At 71.1% G+C, this 23,658-nt stretch carries 26 protein-coding genes; 9 read left to right on the forward strand and 17 right to left on the reverse strand.

Annotation, left to right across the window (positions count from 1 at the left end):
• The first annotated feature begins 90 nt into the window (after nucleotides 1–90).
• Nucleotides 91–1,119, forward strand: coding sequence for a PAS domain-containing protein (locus ACKOB8_RS09615; RefSeq protein ID WP_526376982.1), 1,029 nt, complete (start codon nucleotides 91–93; stop codon nucleotides 1,117–1,119).
• Between the two features lie 7 nt (nucleotides 1,120–1,126).
• On the opposite strand, the gene ACKOB8_RS09620 is transcribed toward ACKOB8_RS09615, so the two are convergent.
• The 7 genes from ACKOB8_RS09620 to ssd form a co-directional block, all read right to left on the reverse strand.
• Nucleotides 1,127–1,516: an Rv3654c family TadE-like protein gene (locus tag ACKOB8_RS09620; RefSeq protein ID WP_526376983.1), complete on the reverse strand. Its 390-nt coding sequence runs from the start codon at nucleotides 1,514–1,516 to the stop codon at nucleotides 1,127–1,129.
• The gene (locus ACKOB8_RS09625) at nucleotides 1,458–1,757 is read right to left on the reverse strand and encodes a TadE family type IV pilus minor pilin (RefSeq protein WP_526376984.1); all 300 of its coding nucleotides are present in this window, start codon (nucleotides 1,755–1,757) and stop codon (nucleotides 1,458–1,460) included. Before ACKOB8_RS09625 ends, ACKOB8_RS09620 begins: the two co-directional genes overlap by 59 nt.
• Nucleotides 1,758–1,777: 20 nt before the next feature.
• Nucleotides 1,778–1,996, reverse strand: a complete 219-nt coding sequence (locus ACKOB8_RS09630) for a DUF4244 domain-containing protein (RefSeq protein ID WP_526376985.1) — start codon at nucleotides 1,994–1,996, stop codon at nucleotides 1,778–1,780.
• 96 nt (nucleotides 1,997–2,092) lie between these two features.
• Entirely contained in the window at nucleotides 2,093–2,677 is a 585-nt protein-coding gene (locus tag ACKOB8_RS09635) for a type II secretion system F family protein (protein WP_526376986.1), read from the reverse strand.
• Nucleotides 2,674–3,471, reverse strand: coding sequence for a type II secretion system F family protein (locus ACKOB8_RS09640; RefSeq protein ID WP_526377010.1), 798 nt, complete (start codon nucleotides 3,469–3,471; stop codon nucleotides 2,674–2,676). The genes ACKOB8_RS09635 and ACKOB8_RS09640 overlap by 4 nt, the downstream gene beginning before the upstream one ends.
• A gap of 17 nt (nucleotides 3,472–3,488) precedes the next feature.
• On the reverse strand, nucleotides 3,489–4,652 hold the full coding sequence (locus tag ACKOB8_RS09645) for a TadA family conjugal transfer-associated ATPase (RefSeq protein ID WP_526376987.1): 1,164 nt from the start codon (nucleotides 4,650–4,652) through the stop codon (nucleotides 3,489–3,491).
• Complete coding sequence (gene ssd / locus ACKOB8_RS09650) at nucleotides 4,649–5,710, reverse strand: septum site-determining protein Ssd (protein WP_526376988.1); 1,062 nt, start codon at nucleotides 5,708–5,710, stop codon at nucleotides 4,649–4,651. Before ssd ends, ACKOB8_RS09645 begins: the two co-directional genes overlap by 4 nt.
• A gap of 338 nt (nucleotides 5,711–6,048) precedes the next feature.
• On the opposite strand from ssd, the gene ACKOB8_RS09655 reads away from it, so the two are divergent.
• Entirely contained in the window at nucleotides 6,049–6,882 is an 834-nt protein-coding gene (locus ACKOB8_RS09655) for an HAD-IB family hydrolase (protein WP_526376989.1), read from the forward strand.
• 406 nt (nucleotides 6,883–7,288) lie between these two features.
• On the opposite strand, the gene ACKOB8_RS09660 is transcribed toward ACKOB8_RS09655, so the two are convergent.
• Nucleotides 7,289–8,047, reverse strand: coding sequence for a Fic family protein (locus tag ACKOB8_RS09660; protein ID WP_526376990.1), 759 nt, complete (start codon nucleotides 8,045–8,047; stop codon nucleotides 7,289–7,291).
• A 73-nt stretch (nucleotides 8,048–8,120) separates the two neighbouring features.
• Here ACKOB8_RS09660 and acs point away from each other — a divergent pair, with 73 nt between their 5' ends.
• On the forward strand, nucleotides 8,121–10,097 hold the full coding sequence (gene acs, locus ACKOB8_RS09665; RefSeq protein ID WP_526376991.1) for an acetate--CoA ligase: 1,977 nt from the start codon (nucleotides 8,121–8,123) through the stop codon (nucleotides 10,095–10,097).
• 2 nt (nucleotides 10,098–10,099) lie between these two features.
• Here the strand turns inward: acs and ACKOB8_RS09670 are convergent, their stop codons facing one another.
• Nucleotides 10,100–10,777, reverse strand: a complete 678-nt coding sequence (locus ACKOB8_RS09670) for a S1 family peptidase (protein WP_526377011.1) — start codon at nucleotides 10,775–10,777, stop codon at nucleotides 10,100–10,102.
• 190 nt (nucleotides 10,778–10,967) lie between these two features.
• Here ACKOB8_RS09670 and ACKOB8_RS09675 point away from each other — a divergent pair, with 190 nt between their 5' ends.
• Together ACKOB8_RS09675 and ACKOB8_RS09680 are read left to right on the forward strand one after the other, a co-directional pair.
• Nucleotides 10,968–11,501 (forward strand): phage holin family protein, encoded by a 534-nt coding sequence (locus ACKOB8_RS09675; protein ID WP_526376992.1) that lies wholly within the window; start codon nucleotides 10,968–10,970, stop codon nucleotides 11,499–11,501.
• On the forward strand, nucleotides 11,501–12,439 hold the full coding sequence (locus ACKOB8_RS09680; protein ID WP_526376993.1) for an alpha/beta fold hydrolase: 939 nt from the start codon (nucleotides 11,501–11,503) through the stop codon (nucleotides 12,437–12,439). The genes ACKOB8_RS09675 and ACKOB8_RS09680 overlap by 1 nt, the downstream gene beginning before the upstream one ends.
• A 3-nt stretch (nucleotides 12,440–12,442) precedes the next feature.
• On the opposite strand, the gene marP is transcribed toward ACKOB8_RS09680, so the two are convergent.
• From marP to nth, 4 genes are read right to left on the reverse strand one after another with little or no spacing between them, the layout of a single operon-like run.
• Complete coding sequence (gene marP / locus ACKOB8_RS09685; protein ID WP_526376994.1) at nucleotides 12,443–13,633, reverse strand: acid resistance serine protease MarP; 1,191 nt, start codon at nucleotides 13,631–13,633, stop codon at nucleotides 12,443–12,445.
• Entirely contained in the window at nucleotides 13,630–14,373 is a 744-nt protein-coding gene (locus ACKOB8_RS09690) for an NUDIX hydrolase (RefSeq protein ID WP_526376995.1), read from the reverse strand. Before ACKOB8_RS09690 ends, marP begins: the two co-directional genes overlap by 4 nt.
• On the reverse strand, nucleotides 14,370–15,008 hold the full coding sequence (locus ACKOB8_RS09695; RefSeq protein ID WP_526376996.1) for a TlpA family protein disulfide reductase: 639 nt from the start codon (nucleotides 15,006–15,008) through the stop codon (nucleotides 14,370–14,372). Before ACKOB8_RS09695 ends, ACKOB8_RS09690 begins: the two co-directional genes overlap by 4 nt.
• Before the next feature lie 4 nt (nucleotides 15,009–15,012).
• On the reverse strand, nucleotides 15,013–15,693 hold the full coding sequence (gene nth / locus ACKOB8_RS09700) for an endonuclease III (protein WP_526377012.1): 681 nt from the start codon (nucleotides 15,691–15,693) through the stop codon (nucleotides 15,013–15,015).
• Between the two features lie 411 nt (nucleotides 15,694–16,104).
• Between nth and crp the strand changes: the two genes are divergently transcribed.
• On the forward strand, nucleotides 16,105–16,779 hold the full coding sequence (gene crp, locus ACKOB8_RS09705) for a cAMP-activated global transcriptional regulator CRP (RefSeq protein ID WP_526376997.1): 675 nt from the start codon (nucleotides 16,105–16,107) through the stop codon (nucleotides 16,777–16,779).
• A gap of 9 nt (nucleotides 16,780–16,788) precedes the next feature.
• Here the strand turns inward: crp and ACKOB8_RS09710 are convergent, their stop codons facing one another.
• From ACKOB8_RS09710 to sp36, 3 genes are read right to left on the reverse strand one after another with little or no spacing between them, the layout of a single operon-like run.
• Entirely contained in the window at nucleotides 16,789–17,571 is a 783-nt protein-coding gene (locus ACKOB8_RS09710) for an MBL fold metallo-hydrolase (protein ID WP_526376998.1), read from the reverse strand.
• A 43-nt stretch (nucleotides 17,572–17,614) separates the two neighbouring features.
• Nucleotides 17,615–18,070, reverse strand: coding sequence for a RidA family protein (locus tag ACKOB8_RS09715; RefSeq protein WP_526376999.1), 456 nt, complete (start codon nucleotides 18,068–18,070; stop codon nucleotides 17,615–17,617).
• Nucleotides 18,071–18,077: 7 nt separating this feature from the next.
• Nucleotides 18,078–18,251 (reverse strand): Sp36 family protein, encoded by a 174-nt coding sequence (gene sp36 / locus ACKOB8_RS09720; protein WP_526377000.1) that lies wholly within the window; start codon nucleotides 18,249–18,251, stop codon nucleotides 18,078–18,080.
• 75 nt (nucleotides 18,252–18,326) lie between these two features.
• Here sp36 and bagA point away from each other — a divergent pair, with 75 nt between their 5' ends.
• Nucleotides 18,327–19,355 carry an ATPase BagA gene (gene bagA, locus ACKOB8_RS09725; RefSeq protein WP_526377001.1) on the forward strand — a complete coding sequence of 343 codons (1,029 nt, stop codon included), beginning with the start codon at nucleotides 18,327–18,329 and terminating at the stop codon, nucleotides 19,353–19,355.
• A gap of 13 nt (nucleotides 19,356–19,368) precedes the next feature.
• Nucleotides 19,369–20,499, forward strand: a complete 1,131-nt coding sequence (gene bagB, locus ACKOB8_RS09730; protein ID WP_526377002.1) for an ATPase BagB — start codon at nucleotides 19,369–19,371, stop codon at nucleotides 20,497–20,499.
• Between the two features lie 9 nt (nucleotides 20,500–20,508).
• On the opposite strand, the gene ACKOB8_RS09735 is transcribed toward bagB, so the two are convergent.
• Nucleotides 20,509–20,859 (reverse strand): WhiB family transcriptional regulator, encoded by a 351-nt coding sequence (locus ACKOB8_RS09735; RefSeq protein WP_526377003.1) that lies wholly within the window; start codon nucleotides 20,857–20,859, stop codon nucleotides 20,509–20,511.
• Nucleotides 20,860–21,151: 292 nt separating this feature from the next.
• On the opposite strand from ACKOB8_RS09735, the gene ACKOB8_RS09740 reads away from it, so the two are divergent.
• The coding region (locus ACKOB8_RS09740; protein WP_526377004.1) for a penicillin-binding protein at nucleotides 21,152–23,658 on the forward strand (2,507 nt) is incomplete at its 3' end.

Consider the following 23,658-nt stretch of genomic DNA (forward strand, 5'->3'; position numbering starts at 1 on the left):
TAAGTTACGCCGACGCGGGGTGGCCCCGCAACAACGACGGCGAAAGCGACTCGGCCGGACCGCTGCCGCGCGAGGGCTAAGCTGACGGCCGTGACCCAGGAGTGGCTGCTGGTCGAGACCCTGGGCGAGCAACCTGAGGTCGTCGCCCAGGGCCGGCAGATGAAGAACTTCGTTCCGATCGCCGTCTTCCTGCGGCGCAGCCCCAACCTCGCGGCGATCCAGACCGCGATCACCGAGACCGTCGCCGCCGGGGCCGGGCTGGCCAGCATCACCCCGAAGAACAAGCGGGTGATCCGCACCGAACCGGTCCAGATGCCCGACGGCAGCATCCACGGCGTGCACGTGTGGTGCGGGACCCCCGACGCCGAGCCACCCGACCGCCCGATGCCCGGTCCGCTGAAGACCTACCTGACCCTCGGCACGAGCACCGCCACCGTCGAGTTCCTGGAGAACGTCGGGATGGATCCGTCGGTGGAGCCACTGACCGACCGTCCGCTGGCCGACGACATCCCGAGCGGCAGTGTCAACCCGGGCGAGGCCAAGACCCTCGCCGGGACAATCGACTTCGCGCCGGGCCGGACCTATGCCACGACGTGGGGGTTCACCGACAAACAGGGGAAGTTCCGCCGCGTCGGGTGGTGCAGCCGCACGATGTTGGAGCAGGCCGAGGACGGCAGCGAGCATCTGATCGCCCGGTCGATGAACATCGTCGAGCAGGTCGGCGAAACACCGCTTCCCCCCGACCATCTGGCCCAGCGCATCCTCGACGGGCTGGCCCAGCCAGGGGCCTACCGGGCCATCGTCAACCTCGCGAACTGGACGCTGCTGAAGTGGGTCGATGACCCCTGCCCCCTGTTCGACTGGCGAAACCCGGTCAAGATGCATCCCGAGGACCGCGACCACTACGCGGATCGGATGAGGGCCGACCTGGAGACCGGGATGACCACCGCGGTGTTGCGGCTGCCCGGAAACGACGGCGGCTGGGTGCCGATCCACGCCACCATCAACCGCATCGAACTCGAAGACGGCGTCTACGGCGGGTTGGTGACGCTGCGCTCGCCCACCGCGGTGGAACTCGCCGACGCTGGTTTGGAGTCCGACGGGGAACAGCCGGGCTAGCCGGCGGTCACTCGAGGTCGGCCGGACCGGCTCGCGCCGAGGCCAGGGCCCGCCCGCCGATTCGGCCCGGCTGGACCGACACGCGCACCACGACGTCGAGCCGGTCGATGTCACAACCCTCCAGCGCCGAGCGCATCGCCACCGCCACCGCAAGCGCTTCGCGGCAGGCGAGGAGCGGTCCGCCCGGGAGTTTTCCCGCCGCGGCCACCGCGGCCAGGTCGGCGGCCGCCTGAGCGCGGTGCCGAGCGACCACGGCGGAGCCGACCGCCAGTCCCCCGGCGGTCACCGACACCAGCGCGGCGACGAGGGCGGCCGCGAGCACCGACGCCGAGCCGGCGTCAGCGCTCGAGAGCGGCGACGGCCTCGGCGGCGACGACAAACCCGGGAAACAGGGCAAGCCCGGGTGAGCGGGTGCTGACCCGGGCCCGCACGTAGGGACCGTCGCGGCGAAGGTCCACCGCCGCCCCCGGCGCCACGGCGCGGGCCGCGATGACCGCCCGACCGTCACCGCGCGCGGCGAGCCGGGCCGCCTCGCGGGCGGCGTCGATGCAGCGCACCTGCGTCGACAGCGCCGCCAGACCGGCGAGGCACACCAGCAGCACCGCCACCAGGCTGGCGATCGCCAGCGCGGCCTCCACGGTGCTGAACCCGCCATCGCCTACACCCCGGTGTTGAGTGCGCGAGTGATGATCGCGGTCAGCGCGCCGACGATCGAGTCGCCGGTGACGACCTGGTAGAGGATCGCGCCGAACGCCGCGGCGGCGATGGTGCCGATGGCGTACTCCACGGTGGACATGCCCGACTCGTCGGCCGCCAACCCGGATAGCCGGATCCGCAGCGCTGCAACGACTCTCGTCGCCTTCTTGTTTTCTGACATGTGTTTTTCTGACACCGTCTGTTTGTCTGACACCGTCGTTCCTCTCGTGAATGCGCCGGCCTCGGTTGTCGGGGCGGCGGGTGAACAGCTCCGCGGTCACAGCAGTCCCGCGGTGAAGACGTCTGCGGCCAACCCGGCGACCACGGGGACCACCCCCACACAGACGAAGGCCGGAAGGAAGCACAGACCCAGCGGGCCGGCGATGAGGACCCCGGCCCGCTCGGAGGCGGCCGCGGCGGCGTGGGCGGCGTCCTGCCGGGAGCGCTCGGCCAGTTCGGCGACGGCGCCCGCCAGGGCGCTGCCGGACAACGCCGACCGGCGCGCCAGCCGGGCCAGCGCCTCGCAGTGGTGGTCGACCGGGGCGGCGTCCACCGACCAGGCGGTCTCCGGGTCGGCGCCCAACCGCAGCAGGTCGGCCGCCCGTTGCAGCAGTGCGCCCAACTCGGGCGGCGCCGAGGGCGCGGTTGCGGCGGCCGCCGCCGAAACCGCCATGCCCGCCGACAGGCACACCGCCAGGACGTCGAGAGCGGAGGCGGCGGCCAGCGGGTCGGCGGCGGCGGCGGCCCGGTGGGCGCCGGCCGCGACGGACTCCTCGCCCGCGACGCCCGCCCGCAGTCGCGCCCCGGGCCGTCGGTCCGCGATCAGCACCGCGACGGCCAGCAGCAGCGCCGCCGCGATCATGGTGCGTGCCTGTCGATGATCCGGTCCGACCAGAGGATCCCGGCCCCGAGCAGGACGGCCCCGACGAGCAGCAGCCAGCCCCCCAGCCCGCCGCCGAGCAGGAAACCGACCGGATCGGCACCGACGAGTTGACCCAGCAGCACCCCGAGGACGGGCAACCCGGCGAGGATGGTGGCCGTGGCCCGGGCCCCGGCCAGTCCGGCCTCGACCCGGTCGGTGAACCTCTGCCGGTCGACGATGTCGCGCCGGGCGGCGCGCATCAGCGCCGACATCGCCAGGCCGTGCTCGCCCGCCAACTGCCAGCAGACCGCGAGCCGGTCCCAGTACACCGGTACCGGGGAGGTGGCGGCGGCGCAGCGCAGACCCGCCGCCACGTCGGCACCCAACCGGGCCCGGGTGGCGACCCCCTGCAGCGAGAGCCGCACCGCGCCGGCGGACTCGGCCGCGGCGGTGGCGAACGCGTGCACCGGATGGGCGCCCGCCCGCAACTCGCCGACGAGCACCTCCAGCGCGGTCGTCATCGCCTCGCCCTCGGCCCGCCGGTGCTGTCGTCGCCGGCGCCGGCGGCGACGCAGCCAGAGCACCGACGACCCGCTGACGGCGACCGCGCCCACTGCCGGTGAGACCAGCACCGCGAGCAGCAGACCGGTGGCCGGGAGGATCGCCGCGACGTAGCGCTCCGGTGGCCGGCCCGCCCGCCGGCGCCGCGCGGTGGGCGGCAGTCCGCGAGCCGGGCGCGTCGGCAGCACCAGCAGCGCGGCCGCCAGCAGCAGTCCCGGCAGCGATCCCAGCACGAAGTGCGGCGTCCCCGTCACCGGCCGCGCCGTTCGGCGATCAGCCGGCGCAGGGGCTCGATGCCGGCGCGCACACCGCGACCCGCCTGCCAGACCGGCAGGGCGCGCACCCGGCCGCCCTCATCGGGGCGCAACAGTGCGATCTCGTCCAGCCGGCGGCCGTCGGGACCCCGCCGGACGTGCAGCACGACCTGGACGGCCGCCGCCAGTTGACTGTGCAGCGCGCCGCGGTCCAGCCCGCCCAGTGCCGCCAGTGCCTCCAGGCGGGCCGGCACCTCGGCGGGACTGTTGGCGTGCACGGTTCCGGCCCCTCCGTCGTGGCCGGTGTTGAGGGCCGCGAGCAGATCGGCGACCTCCGCGCCCCGAACCTCCCCGACGACCAGGCGGTCCGGACGCATCCGCAGCGCTTGGCGAACCAACTGCCGGAGCGTGATCTCGCCGGCCCCCTCGACGTTGGCGTTGCGGGCGACCAGTCGGACCAGGTGCGGGTGCCGCGGCGCCAACTCCGGGGCGTCCTCGACGCAGATGATCCGTTCGCCGGCGGCGACCGCGCCCAGGGCGGCCGCCAGCAGGGTCGTCTTGCCCGCGCCGGTGCCACCGGACACCAGGAAGGCCAGCCGCGCCTCGATGACGGCGGTGAGCAGCCGGGCGGCCTCGGGTGCGATGGCGCCCGCCGCGACCAGAGCGGGCAAGTCCTGGTCGGCGGGTCGCAGTACCCGCAGCGACAGGCACGTCCCCGCTGCCGACACCGGCGGCAACACCGCGTGCAGCCGCACGGTCTGCCGCGGGCCCCCCATACCCTCGAGCTGTCCGTCGACCCAGGGCTGCGCGTCGTCGAGTCGTCGTCCGGCCGCGACGGCCAGCCGCTGAGCGAGCCTTCGCACCGAGGCCTCGTCGGGGAAGCGGATCTCACTGCGCCGCAACCCATTCCCATCGTCCACCCAGACGGCGTCGGGGGCGGTCACCAGAACGTCGGTGGTGCCCGGCGCGCGAAGCAGCGGTTCCAACGGCCCGGCGCCGGTCAGTTCGGTCTCGAGCAGTCGCAGATTGCTGAGCACCGCGGTGTCGCCGAGGACGCCCCCGGACTCGGCCCTGATCGCGGCCGCGACAACGGTGGGGCGAAGCGGTGCCGACTCGGCGGCGAGGCGTTCCCGGACCCGGTCGATGAGCGATCCGCTCATGCCGCTCGGATCCCGGTTGCGGGCCGCACGCCGAGCACCCGACGGGCCGCGCCGGCGAGGGGCGAGCGACGACCGAGGCGCAGGCCGCCGGTTTCCAGCCGACGGTCGAGCAGCGGTTCGGGCCGCATCGCGGCCAGTACCGGAGCCGCCGTCGCGTCAGCGGCCTCGCGCGGCCCCAGCCCGCCCGGCGAGGGTCCGCGCAGCACCAGTCCGACATTGGGGTTGGCCGAGCGCAGCACCCCCAGCGTCGCGGCGGCGGCGGCGATTCCCCGGACGTCGCAACTGGTGACCACGACGACGAGGTCGGCGGCCTCCAGCGCGCAGAGTGCGGCCGGCGCCGGCTGGCGGGGGACGTCGCAGACCACGACCGCGCCGCCGCGCCGGCCCGCTTCCACGACCGCTGCGACCGGTTCGGGATCGATGTGGTGATAGCCGCGCGCGGACGAGAGCACGCTGACCCGCCCCCGGCGCGGCAAGACCTCGCGCACCGCGTGCCAACCCAGCCGGCCGCCCTGCAGATTGAGGTCCGGCCACCGCAGTCCCGGTGCGGATTCCCCGCCGAGCAGCAGGTCGATACCGCCCCCGCAGGGGTCGAGGTCGATCAGCAGCGATTCGCCGGCGGTCTGCGCCAGGGCGGTGGCGAACACCGACGCCCCGCCGCCGCCGCGCCCGGCCGTGACGGCGATGACCCCTCCCCGCCGCGCGCTCGCGGCTCCGGTCTCGGCCGCCTCGGACACCCGGCCGACCAGTTCGGCTTCCTGTTCGGGCAGGGTGCACAGCCGCTGCGCGCCGACGTCGAGCGCGGCGGCCCACGCCGCGGCGGACGGCTCGCCCGCGCCCACCAGGAACACCCCGTCGCGGCGGGGCAGTCCGGCGCGGGCACACCGGCGGGCGGCGTCCTCATCGACGAGGACCGCGGCAGCGGTCCGCCACGTCCTGCCGCCGGGGGTGCGCGTGCGGACGCTGCGCGCGCCCGCCGCAGCCGCCACCCGGTCGGCGCTCTGCGACAACTCGAAACCGGTGAGCAGCACGAGCACCACCGGCGCACTGGAGGTCATGTGCCCACGGTGACCGCGCTCGCCCGCAGGCGCCAGCAGCCGGCGCCGCGACTGTGGATGGCGGGCGGTCCGGGGATAACTGGAGTACCCCGAAAAAGGACGACCCTCGCCAGGGGGGGAGGAGGCGAGGGTCGTCGTACATCAGCCCCGGGGGGTCGGGCTGATGCACACTCAGCTTACGCGGAGTAAAAGCGAATATACACAGACCAACGGGGCCGAAAAAGACCCTCGGAGGTACTCAAGCCACGAGTTCGCTGTGAAACTTCAGGAACCGACAGGTGGCGGGTTCTGCCATTTCGGGCGGGCTGTGCCATCTCGCACACCCCTATCCTGGGGAGGTGAGCCAGCCCACCGGGGTGCCGGCGGAGCCCGGACGTACCGCCGCGTTCTTCGACCTGGACAAGACCGTGATCGCGAAGTCCAGCGCGCTGGCGTTCAGCAAGCCCTTCTTCAGCCAGGGGTTGCTCAATCGGCGGGCCGTCCTCAAGGCGAGCTACGCCCAATTCCTGCTTGTCATGTCTGGTGCCGATGGTGATCAGATGGACCGGATGCGCTCGAACGTGACCAGCATGTGCGCCGGCTGGGATGTCGAACAGGTCAGGGCGATCGTCAACGAAACGCTGCACGAAATCGTCGACCCGCTGATCTTCGCCGAGGCGGCCGAGTTGATCGCCGATCACCGGCTCTGCGGACGCGACGTGGTGATCGTCTCGGCGTCAGGCCAGGAGATCGTCGCGCCCATCGCGCGTGCGCTGGGCGCCACTCACGCCATGGCCACGCGCATGGTGGTCGAGGACGGCAAGTACACCGGCGAGGTCGAATTTTACTGTCACGGTGAGGCGAAAGCCGCCGCGGTGCGCGAGCTGGCAGCACTTGAGGGCTATCCGCTGGAGCACTGCTACGCCTACTCCGACTCGGTGACCGACCTGGCGATGCTGGAGGCGGTCGGTCACCCCACGGCGGTCAACGCCGACCGCGCGCTGAGAAAAGAGGCCGCCGCGCGGGGCTGGCCCAGCCTGACCTTCTCCCGGCCGGTGCCGCTGCGCAGTCGTATCCCAGCACCCTCGGGTGCCGCGGTGGCCACCACCGCCGCGGTGGGACTGACCGCGCTCGCCGCCGGCGCGCTGACCTACTCGCTGACGTCGTCAGTGCTGCGCCGGCTGTCGCCGTGACACGAACCGAACTGTTATCGATTGACCCTTGCTGTGACGGCCGTCACGGAGTAGAAAAGAAGCACGGACGCTTGGTGAGGCCAAGGCAGGACCGGAAGAGAAGGTTCTTCCTCCCGATCCAAGTGACCCAGCACGGTTCCGGGCACCCACGCGGAGCACGCCGCGATGATGGCAAAAGTGTTGCGGGCCTGCGAAATCGCGGGAAGCGATCGGATCGCTTGGCTTCTTGGGCGAAGTCACTTCCGAAGCGCACCGCGATGTCGCCGAGGCCGTCCCACGCAACCCACAGAGCACGCCTGGTAACCACGAAACCGTGCTAGCGGGCGGCGAGCCGAACTCGATTCGGAGCGCCGCCCGCTTCATGTTCTCTGGAATGTTCTCTTGGGACGGTCCCGGGTCTGCTCGATCATCCCGACGCGGCCTCGGCGATGGACAACGCCTCTCGCGCACCATCTTCCAGCGCCCGACAGCACAGCAGCAGCCATCGCCCGACGTTGTCGGGGCCGCCGGCGGCGAAAGCCTCCGCCGCGGCGCGATACTCGTCGGCGCGACGCAGCCAGAACACCTCGGGAACACCCAGCCCGTGCGGATCGAGGCCGCTGGTCATCGTGATCACACGCGAAACCGCCCGCGCCACCACACCATCGGCGCTTCCGAAGGGGACCAGGGTGAGTATCTCGCCGTGCGCGACGCCGGCCAGGACCGGCGCGGGCACGCTGCGGTCCGCGATCACCACCGCGGTCAGCAGTTCCAGGCGGTCGGCAACCCCGGAGTCGCGGCGGGGCCGACCCAGGTCGTCACCGCCGACCAGATCGGCGGCCGCGAGCGCGTGCAGTCGGGCCAGCGCCTGCAGGGGGGCACGCCGCCACACGCCCACCACGCTGGTCGTCCCGCCTTCGAGCGCCTGGCCGACGCGCAGCGCGCCGGCCAGTACCGGATCACCGGCGACACCATCCAGCCGCGTCCCGCCGCCGTCGAGTGCCGCCGACGCCCGCGCGCCGCGCACCGCCGACTCGGTTGAGGTCACCGGCCAGTTGCGCAGATTGGCGCGGTGCCGGTGCGCCTTGCCCAGCGCGACCCGCGCCGCCTCGGCCGCCTCGGCCACACCCGCAAGATCCATCAGCCCGGCGAGCGCTCCTGATCCACTTCCGCCGGCGCCGCTCATATCCCGTCACGCTAGTAGCCGAGGCCGATTCAACCGACCCTGCCCGACCCGGGGAGCGTTCTATGCTCGGCGCATGGTCCCCGAGAACGCCGCCCCGACAAGCGCCGCCCCGTCTGGTTACGCCCCTCCGGGCGCGTTCGCCGCCAACGCCAATGCGACCGCCGATCTCTACGACGAGGCCGAGGCGGATCGGCTGGAGTTCTGGGCCGAGCAGGCCCGCCGGCTGTCCTGGCAGACCCCGTTCACCGAGGTCCTGGACTGGTCTGATGCGCCGGTGGCGAAGTGGTTCGTCGGCGGGCGGCTCAACGTCGCCTACAACTGCGTCGACCGGCACGTCGAGGCCGGCAACGGGCAGCGGGTGGCCATCCACTGGGAGGGCGAACCCGTCGGTGACTCCCGCACCATCACCTACCGCGAGCTCAAGGACAGCGTGTGCCGGGCGGCCAACACGCTGACCGAACTCGGGCTGGTCGCCGGCGACCGGGTGGCGATCTACATGCCCATGGTTCCCGAGGCGATCGTCGCGATGCTCGCCTGTGCGCGACTGGGCATCATGCACTCGGTGGTCTTCGCCGGATTCTCGGCCGCCGCACTGCGGGCCCGCATCGAGGACGCCGAAGCCAAACTGGTCATCACCACCGACGGCCAGTACCGGCGCGGGAGCGCGGCCCCGCTCAAGACCGCCGTCGACGAGGCGGTCGAGGGACAGCGCTGCGTGCAGCACGTCCTGGTGGTGCGCCGCACCGGCATGGACGTGCCGTGGACGGACGGGCGCGACCTGTGGTGGCACGACACCGTCGAAAAGGCCGCCGCCGAGCACAGCCCGGAGGCGTTCGACTCCGAACAGCTTCTGTTCCTGCTCTACACCTCGGGCACCACCGGCAAACCCAAAGGCATCATGCACACCTCGGGGGGCTATCTCACCCAGGCGTCCTACACCCACTACAACGTCTTCGACATCAAGCCGGAGACCGACGTGTACTGGTGCACGGCCGACATCGGCTGGGTGACCGGGCACAGCTACATCGTGTACGGCCCGCTGTCCAACGGATCCACCATGGTCGTCTACGAGGGCACGCCAAACTCACCCGACGAGCACCGGCACTTCCAGATCATCGAGAAGTACGGCGTGACGATCTACTACACCGCCCCCACGCTCGTCCGGACCTTCATGAAGTGGGGCCGGGGTATCGCCTTCGAACACGATCTGTCCAGTCTTCGTCTGCTGGGTTCGGTGGGTGAGCCGATCAACCCCGAAGCCTGGCGCTGGTATCGCCTGGTGTTCGGCGCAGACCGCACCCCGGTAGTCGACACCTGGTGGCAGACCGAGACCGGCGCGGTGATGATCTCTCCGCTGCCCGGGGTGACCACCTGCAAGCCGGGTTCGGCGATGCGGCCCCTTCCGGGCATCTCGGCCAAGATCGTCGACGACGACGGCACCGAGTTGCCGCCCTCCCCCGAGCACGGCGAACAGGTCAACGGCTACCTGGTGCTCGACAAGCCCTGGCCGTCGATGCTGCGGGGACTCTGGCGGGATCCGGACCGCTACCGGGAGACCTACTGGTCGCGGTTCGCCGAGCAGGGCTGGTACTTCGCCGGCGACGGCGCCCGGTACGGCAGCGACGGGGAGATCTGGGTGCTCGGCCGCATCGACGACGTGATGAATGTCTCCGGACATCGCATCTCGACCGCCGAGGTGGAATCCGCTCTGGTCGGCCACGCCGGCGTCGCCGAGGCGGCGGTGGTCGGTGCCACCGACGCGCACACCGGTCAGGCGATCTGCGCCTTCGTCATCCTCAAGGCTCACCACGCCGACATGGATCCCCGCGACATGGTCGAGGAGTTGCGCGCGCAGGTGTCCCGGGAGATCTCGCCGATCGCCAGACCCCGCGAGATTCACGTGGTTCCGGAGTTGCCGAAGACCCGCAGCGGCAAGATCATGCGCCGGTTGCTGCGCGACGTCGCCGAGGGCCGCGAACTCGGGGACACCTCGACGCTGGTGGATCCGACGGTGTTCGAGGCCATCCGGGCCAGCAAGGCCCAGACCTGATCTCAGGTCTGGCCGGCAGGCGGCGGCGCCGTCGGGACGAACCCGGCTCCGGGCCGGTTCTTGGCGGCAAGATCGGCCAGGATGGCGTTGACCGACATCGTGACCGCCGGCGTGTGCAGCGGGATGAACTTGATGATGCAGGTGGGCAGACCCTCGCTGAACGCGCCGTGGATCATCCCGACGAGTTTGTTGTTCACCGTCACCGGAGCGCCGGAGTCCCCCGGCTGACCGCAGGCCTGATTGATGATGGTGCCCGGCTCCTGGCCCGGGCCCCAGGTCACTCCGCAGGAGTAGCCGGTGGTGCGGCCGAGTTTGCAGGCGACCTGACCGAACACCGGGTCGGGGCCGATCCCGTCGATGACGAAGCCGTTCCAGTCAGACACCGGCGCGACCTTGCCCGGATCGAACCGGATCACCGCGTAGTCGAGGGCGTCGTTGCCGGCCACCATGGTGCCGATGACGCCGCTGTCGCGGGCGTTCTCGGCGGCCACCTGCGCCCCCGGCCCGCCGCAGTGCGCCGAGGTGAAGCCGATCAGTGATCCCGTCCGGTCGGTGCCGATGGCGGTCAGGGTGCAGAACGCCTCGCCGTCGATGATGATCCCGGCGCCGCCGCCGAGGGGGATCTTCTCGTCGTCGGCGGCGGCCCGCCCGCCGGCGGGCAGCAGGGCGGCGAGCGCCAGCGCCACCGCCAGCGTCGTCCGCCACCTGGTTCGCACCGCCACGACCGACACCTCCGAGTCAATTCACACCCGACTGGCCAGTCTAGCTGAGTCACATTAGTCACTTGCGTAACAACGCGACCGGTATCCGGCCGGGCCGCCCGCGTGGCAACATGAACCGCGACCAGACCCAACCCCGGGAGGAACAGCCGTGAGCAAGGATCGCAAGCACGGGGTGCCCACGACGGCGACGTCGATCCCGCTGGTCGACCCCCAGGCGGTACCGGACAACCCGTCCTTCGGCGACCTGGTCAAAGACGCCTCCCTGCAGGTCTCGACCCTGGTACGGGCCGAAGTCGAACTGGCCCGCGCCGAGATCACCCGCGACGTCAAGAAGGGTCTGACCGGCAGCGTGTTCTTCATCGCCGCCCTGGTGGTGCTGGCCTATTCGACCTTCTTCCTGTTCTTCTTCCTCGCCGAGCTGCTGGACAACTGGCTGGCCCGCTGGGCCGCCTTCCTGATCGTGTTCGTGCTGATGCTGGTGGCGACGGTGGCACTGGCCCTGCTGGGCTATCTCAAGGTGCGCCGGATCCGCGGGCCGCAGCAGACCATCGAGTCGGTCAAGGAGACCGCCGCCGCCCTGACCCCGGCACTCGGTGGCGGCGGCAGATCAGCCGGTGACTCCGCACCCGCGGTCGCGGCACGTCCCCCCGATCCCGCGCCGGCCGACCCGTCGGGCTGGTGATGGCCGGGCCGGATCCCTCGGTCACCCGCATCCCCGGACCGTGGCGACACCACGACGTCCACGCCAACGGAATCCGGTTCCACTGTGTCGAGGCCCTGCCGGGTGACCCCGACAGCCCGGCAACCGCGCGGCCCCTGGTGATCCTGCTGCACGGTTTCGGATCGTTCTGGTGGTCGTGGCGACACCAGCTGCGGAACCTGACAGGTGCCCGCGTGGTCGCGGTCGATCTGCGCGGCTACGGCGGCAGCGACAAACCGCCCCGCGGCTACGACGGCTGGACCCTGGCCGGGGACACCGCGGGTCTGGTCCGCGCTCTCGGGCATACCTCGGCAACCCTGGTCGGCCACGCCGACGGCGGTCTGGTGTGCTGGGCCACGGCCGTGCTGCACCCCCGGGCGGTCAGCGCGATCGGACTGATCAGCTCGCCCCACCCGGCTGCTCTGCGGGCATCGGCACTCACCCGCCGCGACCAGGGACGCGCCCTGTTGCCGGATCTGTTGCGCTATCAGCTGCCGCGCTGGCCCGAGCACGTGCTGACCCGCCGTGACGGCGAGGAGTTGGAGCGGCTCGTGCGCAAGCGCGCGTCGAGCCGGTGGACCGCCTCGGCGGACTTCGCCGAGACGATCGCCCATCTGCGTGCGGCCGTCCAGATACCGTCGGCGGCGCATTCGGCCCTGGAATACCAGCGCTGGGCGGTGCGCAGCCAACTGCGCGGCGAGGGACGGCGTTTCATGGGCCTGATGGACCGCCGCCTGGACATCCCGCTGCTGCACCTTCGCGGCGCCGAGGACCCCTACGTGCTCGCCGACCCGGTCGACCGCAGCCGCCGCTACGCGCCGCGCGGCCGGTTCCTGACGGTCACCGACGCCGGCCACTTCGCCCACGAGGAGCAGCCGCTGAAGGTCAGCGGGCTGCTGCAGGATTTTCTCGGCGGGTAGCTCTCAGCCGCCGACGCAGGTTCCGGTGGCCACCTTCGCGGTGTTGCCGATCCTGGCCAGTTGACGGGACACCTCGTTGGTGGTCATCACGAACCCGGTGTCCTTGTCGTCGACCGCGGCACCGAACACGACCCCGATCACCTGCCCGGCCCGGTTGATCATCGGCCCGCCGGAGTTGCCCTGCCGGACCACTCCCCTGATGGTGTAGACCTCGCGGTTGACCGTCTTGGTCTTGTAGATGTCCGGGCCGCTGAGTTCGATGATCTCGCGCACGCGGGCCGGCGTGGCCACGAAGTCACCGCCGCCGGGAAAGCCCATCACCACGGCGTCGGTCCCGGTCTTGGCGGGCTGATCGGCGAAGACGAGGGGCTGCTGCGGAAGGTTCGGCACGTCGAGGATCGAGATGTCGGCATCGGGGTCGTAGGAGACCACCGTCGCGTCGTAGGTCTGGCCCTCCGCCTCGACGGTGACGCTCTCCGAGCCGGCGACCACGTGCGCGTTGGACATCACCCGGTTGGGCGCGATGATGAACCCGGTGCCCTCGAGCACCTTCTTGCAGGCGGGCGCCACGCCGCGGATCTTGATCACGCTGGGCCGCGCGCTGGCGACCACCAGGCTGCCGGCCAGTGATTCGTCCGGCGGTTCGACCGCCTCCACCGGCGTGCGCCCGGAGGGCTCGAGCACATCGGGCAGACCCGAGGTGCTCAGCAGCGCGGAGATCCGCTTCGGCACAGTCCGCAAAAAGTCGGGGGCGTACTTGTCGACTTCGGAGATCACCCTCGACCCACTGGCGGCCGACGCCAAAGCGGGTTGGTTCGACGACGTCAACGGGCTGCCCAGCAGCCAGGCGGCCACCAGGACGACGACCAGTTGCAGGGCGACACCCACGACCGAGTCGGCAAGACGCACCGGTCCGCTGCGAATCGATCCGCGCACCGCGCGTCCGAGCACCACGCCGGCGATCTCGCCGACCACCACCAGCGCCAGAATCAGGAACAGCGCCGCGAACAACTTGGTGCGGGGGGTGTGCAGGTGGCTGACGATGTGCGGGGCCAGCATCACCCCGGCGATCGCGCCGAGGATCACGCCGACGAAGGACATCAGCGAACCCAGCGCCCCGGAGCGCCAGCCGGAGACCGCCGCGATCAGCGCGACCGCGATCACGGCGATGTCGAGCCACTGCGAGCCGGTCACCGCGGATTCCCGGTGCAGTGTCCGACCAGCGCCATCGCCGCGTCCATCTCGCGGGTGTCCGCGGTGTTCCACGGCTGCGCCCAGCCGGCGACGTCGAGCATCGCCGCGATCACGTGTCCGGTGAAACCCCAGACCAGCATCTCGTTGAGCAGGAAGGCGGGTCCGGCATGGCGGGGGTCACCGCCGCTGCGGTAGACCCTGAGGCGGTTGCGCGGATTGATGAACGCCCGCAGCGGAACCCGCGCCACCGCGGCCGTTTCGGCCTCGCTGACCACCGTGACCGGACCCGGATCGGGCGAGTAGGCCAGGACCGGCACCACGTGGAAACCCGACGGCGGGATGAACATCCGCTCCATGGTGGCCAGCGGGTGCAGTCGCCCCGGTTCGATGCCGGTCTCCTCGCGGGCTTCCCGCAGCGCGGTCTCGACCGGGCCGGCATCGCCGGGGTCGGCGGCGCCGCCGGGGAAGGCGGCCTGCCCCGCGTGGTGACGCAGCGTGTGCGAGCGAACGGTCAGCAGCAGATCGGCGTCGTCGGGAACCCGCCCGTCGGAGGTGTCCGCGTGCGGTCCGCAGAACAGCACCAGCACCGCCGCCTCCCGGGACGGTGCGGAGGCACCCGCGCCGGTCAGGGCGGTGAGCAACTCGGGGGGCACGCGGCGCCGGTAGGCCTCCGGCATCCGGTCGATGTTGTCCACCAGGGGGCCCAGCCAGGGCGGGCCGGCCGCCGGGTTCAGCGTCACCGCAGCGCCGAATCCACAGCGGTGGCGATCTCGTCGGCGCTGGTGAAGGCCCGCGGCAACACGCCGGCAACGCTACCGTCTCGACGCAGCACCACCGTGGTCGGCATGACGTTCGGCATGTTGAGGGCGGCGGCGATCGCGCGCCGCCCGTCCTGCAGCACCGGCAGCCGCACCTTCAGGTCGGCCATCCGGGCGAGCGCGGCCGCCTCGTCGGGGTCCTGGTGGACGGTCACCACGGTGATGTCCGCGCCGACGCGTCGCTGGTAGTCGGCCATCGCGGGCAGCTCCTCGGCGCACGGGCCGCACCAGTACGCCCACATGTTGAGCACCGACACCCGGCCCGCCAGCGCGGGGGCGACCTGCACCGCCGACCCGTCAGCCGCGCAGCCGACGGTCACCTCCCGCAGCGCCGCCGGACCCGGGCCCCCGGCGGGGCCCGGGCAGGGCGCCAGATCGGCGCGCCGGCGCAGTTCGGTCAGCGCTTCGGGGTCGTCCGCCACGGGTTGCGCCCGCTCGCCGGGGGAACCGCGTCGGTCAGTCCCCGGCGGCGCGCCGGTCAGCTGCGCGGCCAGCGCGACAATCAGGGCGCCGAGCACCGCCAGGCCCAGCAGCGTCCACCCGGTCTGCGCCCTCATCGGCTCACAACCCCGCCAGTTCCAGCAGGTGCGCCGTCTCGGGACCCCGGACCAGTGCGGCGGCGGTCGGGGGGTCGGTCGGACCGCAGCCGAAGGACGGGCAGTCCGCCGCCAGCACGCAGACCCCGCACGCCGGTTTGCGGGCGTGACAGACCCTGCGGCCGTGGAAGATCACCCGGTGACTGAGCAGGGTCCACTCCCGGCGCTCGATCAGCGTGGCGACGGCGAACTCGACTTTGACCGGGTCCGTCTCGGCGGTCCAGCGCCACCGCCGGACCAGCCGGCCGAAGTGGGTGTCCACGGTGATGCCCGGGATCCCGAAGGCGTTGCCCAGGATCACGTTGGCGGTTTTGCGCCCGACCCCGGGCAGGGTCACCAGTTCCTCCAGCGTGGCGGGGACCTCGCCGTCGAAGCGCTCGACGAGCTCGGCGCCCAAACGAATCAGCGAGTTGGCCTTGTTCCGGTAGAAGCCGGTCGGCCGGATCATCTGCTCGAGCTCGGCACGATCGGCCCCGGCGTAGTCGCGCGCGCAGCGGTACCGGGCGAACAGGGCGGGCGTGGTCAGGTTCACCCGCTTGTCGGTGCTCTGCGCCGAAAGGATCGTCGCGACCGTCAATTCCAGGGGGCTGGTGAAGTCGAGCTCGCAGTAGACGTGCGGGAAGGCGACCGCCAGGGCGCGGTTCATCCGGCGGGCCCGGCGCACCAGGCCCAGCGGGGTCTCGGCGTCCCACTTCGACGCCTTCTTCGCCGGGCCCGGGCCCGCCTTCGCCGACACGGTGCAAGGGTACTGGCGCGCCCGCGCCGAATGCCGACGGACCGGTGGCGATTCGTGACCCCGACGAGACGTCCGGCCGGTTTACTCGCCGCACATGTCCTGCTTGTTGGCGGCGTGCGTGCCGGTTCTGCTGATGTTCTCGGCGCTGGGCCTGCAGCGGATCGAGGGCCTGCTGGGCAGCCGGCCGACCGCCGCGCCGCCGTCGCCGGCCGGGCCCGCGGGCCCCGGCGCAATCGAGGATTTCGGCCAACCGGTTGAGGGAATCGTGTGTAGCGTGGGCCGCGTCTGTGCGTCCGGTCACGGCGAGCGGGAAGGGGCCACGTGGACGAGATCCTGGCGAGGGCTGGAATCTTCCAGGGAGTCGACCCCAACGCTGTCGCCGCGCTGACCAAGCAGCTGCAACCGGTCGACTTCCCGCGCGGCCACACCGTCTTCGCCGAGGGCGAACCCGGCGACCGGCTCTACATCATCATGTCCGGGAAGGTGAAGATCGGCCGTCGCTCGCCCGACGGACGCGAGAATCTGCTGACCATCATGGGGCCCTCGGACATGTTCGGCGAGCTGTCGATCTTCGACCCCGGACCGCGCACCTCCAGTGCCACCACGATCACCGAGGTGCGCGCGGTGTCGATGGACCGCGACGCCCTGCGGGCCTGGATCGGCGACCGCCCCGAGATCGCCGAGCAACTGCTGCGGGTTCTGGCCAGGCGGCTGCGGCGCACCAACAACAACCTCGCCGACCTGATCTTCACCGACGTGCCCGGCCGGGTCGCCAAGCAGCTGCTGCAGCTGGCCCAGCGTTTCGGCACCCAGGAGGGCGGCGCGATGCGGGTGACCCACGACCTGACCCAGGAGGAGATCGCCCAACTCGTCGGCGCCTCGCGGGAGACGGTGAACAAGGCGCTGGCCGACTTCGCCCAGCGCGGCTGGATCAAGCTCGAGGGCAAGAGCGTGCTGATCTGCGACTCCGAGCGGTTGGCCCGCCGCGCCCGCTGAGTGCCCCGGTCAGCCGCCGGGCTGATCGCGCAGGAACGCCAGCTGGCAGCGCACCGACTTCTCCGCGGCGTCCCAGAGCTTCTCGTCGACGTCGGCGTAGACATGCTCGACCACCTGCCGCGCGGAGACGTCCTCGCCCAGCGCCCGGACCGCCTCGGCCACTTGGGCGAGCCGGTCGCGCCGGTGCGCCAGGTACGCCGAGGCGACCTCGGCCAGATCGGGGTGCTCGGGTCCGTGCCCGGGCAGCACCAGCCGGTGGCCGAGCCCGCGCAGCCGGTGCAGCGAGTCCAGATAGTCGGCCAGCGAGCCGTCCTCGTCGTCGAGGACGGCCGTGCCCCGGCCCAGAATCGTGTCCGCGGTCAGCACCGCGTCCTGCAGCACGAAGCTCACCGAGTCGCCGGTGTGGCCGGGTGTGGCGAGCACGGTGATGCGCAGACCGGCGGCGTCGATCACCTCGCGGTCGGTCAGCGGGCCGCCGAGGCCGCGCTGGAATCCGCTGCCGACCGAGCGCACCGTCGCACCGGATGCGGCGACAAGTGCGTCGATGCCGCCGGTGTGATCGCCGTGGCGGTGGCTGATCAGCACCAGCGGGATCGGCCCGACGTCGGCCAGGCGGGCGAGGTGTTCGTGGTCGTCGGGGCCGGGATCGACGACCACGCTCTCGGTGCTGCCCGGCCCGCGCAGCACCCAGGTGTTGGTGCCCTCCAGGGTCAGCGGGCCGGGGTTGTCGCACACCAGGACCGAGGCGGTCTCGGTGACCGGGCGCAGCGTGCCGTAGGCGGGGTGGGTCACGGCCGGCGCAGGGTCATGCCGCCCCACCTCACCTCACCCCTCCTCACCCCACCTCGACGATGAGTTCGACCTCGACCGGGGCGTCCAGGGGCAACTCGGCCACCCCGACCGCCGAGCGGGCGTGCGCCCCGCTCGCACCGAAGACCTCGGCGAGCAACTCCGAGGCGCCGTTGACCACCGCGGGCTGGCCGCTGAACCCGGGAGCCGAGGCGACGAAGCCCACCACTTTGACCACCCGGGTGACCGAGTCGATCCCGACCAGCGCGTCGATGGCCGCCAGCGCGTTGAGGGCGCAGGTGCGGGCGGCCAGCGTCGCCTCCGCCGATCCGACCTCCGCTCCCACCTTCCCGGTGTGCGACAGCGCACCGCCCTGCAGCGGCAGCTGCCCGGAGGTGTAGACCAGGTTCCCGGTGCGCACCGCCGGTACGTAGGCCGCCAGCGGGCGGGCCACCTCGGGCAGCGTGATGCCGAGTTCGGCCAGCCGCGCAGAGGTGCTCACCGGGCACTCACCGGTCGGCCTCGAGCGGCCGCTTGAGGTAGGCGACGTGCTGCTCGCCGGTCGGGCCCGGAAGCACCGCGACCAGCTCCCAGCCGTCGGCACCCCACTGGTCGAGGATCTGCTTGGTCGCGTGGGTCAGCAGCGGGATCGTCGCGTACTCCCACCGTGTTGATTGGCTCATGGCCGAAGCCTAACGCCGAGTCGCCGGCCGGCTGCGCCGCCTCGATCGGCGGGCGGACTTGGCTAGCATGGGGCGGTGGCGACGAAACCAGGCCGACGCGGCACGGGTAGCGCGGTCGGCTGGCCGTCGCGCCTGACCGAGGCGCGACTGCACTTCGTCACCGGCAAAGGCGGCACCGGCAAGACCACCGTCGCCGCGGCGCTGGCGCTGACCCTGGCGGCCGGCGGGCGCCGGGTGCTGCTGGTGGAAGTCGAAGGGCGTCAAGGCATCGCGCAACTCTTCGACGTCCCGCCGCTGCCCTACGAGGAGACGAAGGTCGCCACCGCCGAGGGCGGCGGGCACGTCAACGCCCTGGCCATCGAGCTGGAGGCCGCATTCCTGGAATACCTCGAGATGTTCTACAACCTCGGCCTGGCAGGCCGCGCGATGAAGCGGATCGGCGTGGTGGAGTTCGCCACCACCATCGCACCGGGCCTGCGCGACATCCTGCTCACCGGCAAGATCAAGGAGTCCGTCGTGCGGGTCGACGGCTCCCGCCGTCCGGTCTACGACGCGGTGGTGGTGGACTCCCCACCCACCGGACGGATCGGCCGGTTCCTCGACGTGACCAAGGCCCTCACCCAGATCTCCAAGGGCGGTCCGGTTCACGGCCAGGCCGAGAGCGTGGTGCAACTTCTGCACTCGGAGACCACCGCGATCCATCTGGTCACCCTGCTGGAGTCCCTGCCCATTCAGGAGACGATGGAGGCCATCGAGGAACTCGAGAGGCTCGAACTCCCCGTCGGCAGCGTCATCATCAATCGGACGATCCCCGCATTTCTGCCGCCCGACGATCTGAGCAAGGCGGCCGAGGGGCACATCGACGCGGACGCGGTGCGAACCGGCTTGAAGAAGGCCGGCATCACACTCGACGACGCTGATTTCGCGGGTCTGCTCACCGAGACCATCGAACACGCGAACCGGGTCCGTGCCCGTTCGGAGAGCGAGGCGATGCTGGAGAAGCTGCGCACCCCGCTGCTGGAGTTGCCCACCATCTCCGACGGGGTGGATCTGGGCAGCCTCTACGAGCTGGCCGAGATCCTCGCCGAGCAGGGCGTCCGGTGAGCGGCTTCAGACGATGAGCGCCACCCCTCCGGCCCTGGACATGAAGGCCATCCTGTCCGACCGGTCCAACCGGGTGGTGGTCTGCTGTGGCGCCGGTGGTGTCGGCAAGACCACCACCGCCGCGGCGATGGCGGTGCGGGCCGCCGAGTACGGGCGCACCGTCGTCGTGCTGACCATCGACCCCGCCAAGCGACTGGCACAGGCACTCGGCATCAAGGAACTCGGCAACACCCCGCAACAGGTGCCTCTCGACGCTGATGTGACCGGTGAACTGCACGCGATGATGCTCGATATGCGGCGCACCTTCGACGAGATGATCGTCGGTTACTCCGATCCGCAACGGGCACAGGAGATTCTGAACAACCAGGTTTATCAGACCCTGGCCACCTCCCTGGCCGGCACGCAGGAATACATGGCGATGGAGAAGCTCGGCCAGTTGCTCGCCGAGGACCGCTGGGACCTGGTTGTCGTCGACACCCCGCCGTCGCGCAACGCATTGGATTTTCTCGACGCCCCCAAGCGCCTCGGCAGCTTCATGGACGGCCGGATGTGGCGACTGCTGCTGAGCCCGGGTCGCGGTATCGGCCGGCTGGTCACCGGCGTCATGGGGCTGGCGATGAAGGCCATGTCGACGATCCTCGGTTCGCAGTTGCTCTCGGACGCGTCGTCGTTCATCCAGTCACTGGACACCACCCTGGGCGGCTTCCGGGAACGCGCCGACCGGACCTATGAACTCCTCAAGCGGCGCGGCACACAGTTCGTGGTGGTGTCGGCGCCCGAACCGGATGCGCTGCGGGAGGCGACGTTCTTCGTCGACCGGCTCTCCGAGGAGGGCATGCCGCTGGCCGGTCTGATCCTCAACCGGACCCACCCGATGCTGTGTGCGCTGACCGTCGAGCGCGCTGTCGACGGCGCGACCGATCTGGAGGCCTCTCTCTCCCCCAACGGTGATGCGGTGGCGGCGGGGGTCCTGCGGATTCACGCCGACCGCGCCCAGACCGCCAAGCGGGAGGTTCGGCTGCTGTCCCGATTCACCGGAGCGAATCCGCACGTGCCGGTGGTGGGGGTGCCGTCACTGCCGTTCGACGTGTCCGACCTCGACGCGCTTCAGTCGATCGCCGACCAGATCACCGGCGAGGGGTGACGGGAAACCTCAGCAGACGGAGCGCTGCTTGCGCTGACCGGAGAAGAACTCCGCCCAGGAGACCACATCGGGGTGCTGCTTGAGCAGCGCGCGGCGCTGACGCTCGGTCATTCCACCCCAGACGCCGAACTCCACCCGGTTGTCGAGCGCGTCGGCGCCGCACTCGGCGATCACCGGACAGTGCCGACAGATGATGGCGGCCTTGCGCTGAGCGGCCCCCCGCACGAAAAGCTGGTCGGGATCGGTCGTGCGACACAGGGCCTTGGATACCCAGGCTATTCGGGCCTCCCCGTCCGGGCCGTTGAGAGAAGCGTGCAGCTGTGGGCTTGTCCTGCGGGCAGCGGGCCGAGTACCCGACACGGGCGATCCCTTCGTCCGGGCCGCCTGGCGGGGCGGCGTGTCGCTCCGGCGCGCTCCGGGAATGCGAGCCGCGCCACGTTGCGTGATCAGTGTTACCTGAGTCGCACCGTGTGTTTAAGTTAGGTGCTCAGGTATCGTTTGCGCAACAGTCTGGTCACAGCTTTTTTGGGACGCGTGTTCCGTCCGATCGTGAACTGCGATTTTGTCGCCGCGGCGCACCGTCGGCTGCGCCGCCGGGGCCACCCGGATGCCGCGCCCGATCCCCCAACCGGCGCTCAGTACGCTATCCCCCATGTCGGAGCGCCCCCCGACCGGCCCCACCCTGATCCGGCTGGCCTGGTGCTGCCTGCTGGCCGGCGTGATCGTCGCCGCTCTGCTCTTTCCGGTGGCCGGGGGCGTCGGGCTGATGTCCAACCGGGCCTCCGACATCGTGGCCAACGGGTCGGCCCAGCTGGTCGACGGCGACGTTCCGGCCGTGACCACCATGGTCGACGCCCGCGGCAACACCATCGCCTGGCTGTACTCGCAGCGCCGCTTCGAGGTGACCAGCGACAAGATCGCGGACACGATGAAGCTGGCCATCGTCTCGATCGAGGACAAGCGCTTCGCCGAGCACAACGGCGTCGACTGGAAGGGCACCCTGACCGGGTTGGCCGGGTACGCCTCGGGCGATCTGAGCACCCGCGGCGGTTCAACCATCGAGCAGCAGTACGTCAAGAACTATCAGCTGCTGGTCCTGGCCCAGACCGAGGCCGAAAAACGCGCCGCGGTCGAGGCCACACCCGCGCGCAAGCTGCGCGAGATCCGGATGGCGCTGACGCTGGACAAGACGTTCACCAAGCCCGAGATCCTCACCCGCTACCTGAACCTGGTGTCGTTCGGCAACGGCGCCTTCGGCGTGCAGGACGCCGCCCAGACCTACTTCGGGATCGACGCCGCGGATCTGAACTGGCAGCAGTCGGCGCTGCTGGCCGGCCTGGTCAGGTCGACCAGCACGCTCAACCCGTACACCAACCCCGACGGCGCGCTGGCCCGGCGCAACCTGGTGCTGGACACGATGATCGAGAACCTGCCCGGGCAGGCCGATGAACTCCAGGCGGCCAAACAGCAGCCGCTGGGCATCCTGGAGCGGCCGAACGAACTGCCGCGGGGTTGCATCGCCGCCGGGGACCGGGCCTTCTTCTGCGACTACGTGCAGGAGTACCTGGCCCGGGCCGGTTTGAGCAAGGAGCAGGTCGCCAAGGGCGGTTACCTGATCAAGACCACCCTCGATCCCGACGTCCAGTCCGACGTCAAGCAGGTGGTCGACTCGCTCGCCGCACCCGACCTCGACGGCGTCGCCAGCGTGATGAACGTCGTGCTGCCCGGCAAGACCACCCACCCGGTGATCGCGATGGTCAGCAACCGCACCTACGGGCTCAACACCGGTGCCTGGGAGACGGTTCAGCCGCAACCCTTCTCCCTCGTCGGCGACGGGGCGGGGTCGATCTTCAAGATCTTCACCACCGCCGCCGCGCTGGAACTGGGTCTGGGCACCAGCGCCACCCTGGACGTGCCGGCCCGCTTCGAGGCCCGCGGCCTGGGCAGCGGCGGCGCGAAGGGCTGCCCGAGGGAAACCTGGTGCGTGGAGAACTACCGCGACCCCCGCAACCTGTCGATGAGCGTCACCGATGCTCTCGCGAAGTCCCCCAACACCGCCTTCGCCAAACTGATCTCACAGGTCGGGGTGCAGCGCAGCGTGGACATGGCCGTCAAACTCGGGCTGCGTTCCTACGCCGAGCCGGGCACCGCCCGCCCGTATGACCCGGAGGGCAACGAGAGTCTCGCGGACTTCATCAAGCGCCAGAACATCGGCTCGTTCACCCTCGGGCCGTTCGAGGTCAACCCGCTGGAACTGGCCAACGTCGCGGCCACGCTCGCCTCCGGCGGCATGTGGTGCCCGCCCAACCCGGTCGACAAGGTCTACGACCGCAGGGGCAACGAGATCGCCGTCAACACCGAGTCCTGCGAGCAGGTGGTGCCCGAGGGTCTGGCCGACACACTGTCCAACGCGCTGGCCCGCGACACCATCAGCGGCACCGCGGTCGGTGCGGCGGGCTCGGTCGGGTGGTCACTGCCGATGTCGGGCAAGACCGGCACCACCGAGGCGCATCGGTCGGCCGGTTTCGTCGGCTACACCAACCGCTACGCCGCGGTGAACTACATCTACGACGACTCCCCCGATCCGACGGACCTGTGTTCCTTTCCGCTGCGCCGGTGTTATGACGGCAACCTGTTCGGCGGCAACGAGCCGGCCACGACCTGGTTCACCGCGATGAACCCGATCGCGGAGAAATTCGGTGACGTCCGGCTGCCGCCGACCGATCCCCGCTACGTGGACGGCGCCCCCGGCTCCCGGGTCCCCAGCGTCAACGGGATGGGCCAGGACAGCGCCCGCGAGGAGCTGCGCGCCTCCGGGTTCCAGGTCGCCGACCAAGCCAGCTCGATCAACAGCACCGCATCGGCGGGCACCGTGGTCGGCACCTCACCGAGCGGCCAGACCGTGCCGGGCATCATCGTCACGCTGCTGATCAGCAACGGCATTCCGCCCGCGCCGCCCCCGCCTCCGCCGGGGGCCCCGCCGCCGGGGATTCCCGGGCTGCCGCCGGAGGTGGGGTCGACGGTCGTCGAAATCCCCGGCCACCTGGGTGCTGAAGACCGGTGCCGGCAGCCGAACAATGTTGATCGTGAAATCCAGCGCCAGAGTTTCGCCGCCGGAGTCCCGGGCCGAGATGCGCACGACGGGCGGGGCAGCGACCA

This window comes from Mycobacterium sp., assembly GCF_046091765.1.
Taxonomy (GTDB): domain Bacteria; phylum Actinomycetota; class Actinomycetes; order Mycobacteriales; family Mycobacteriaceae; genus Mycobacterium.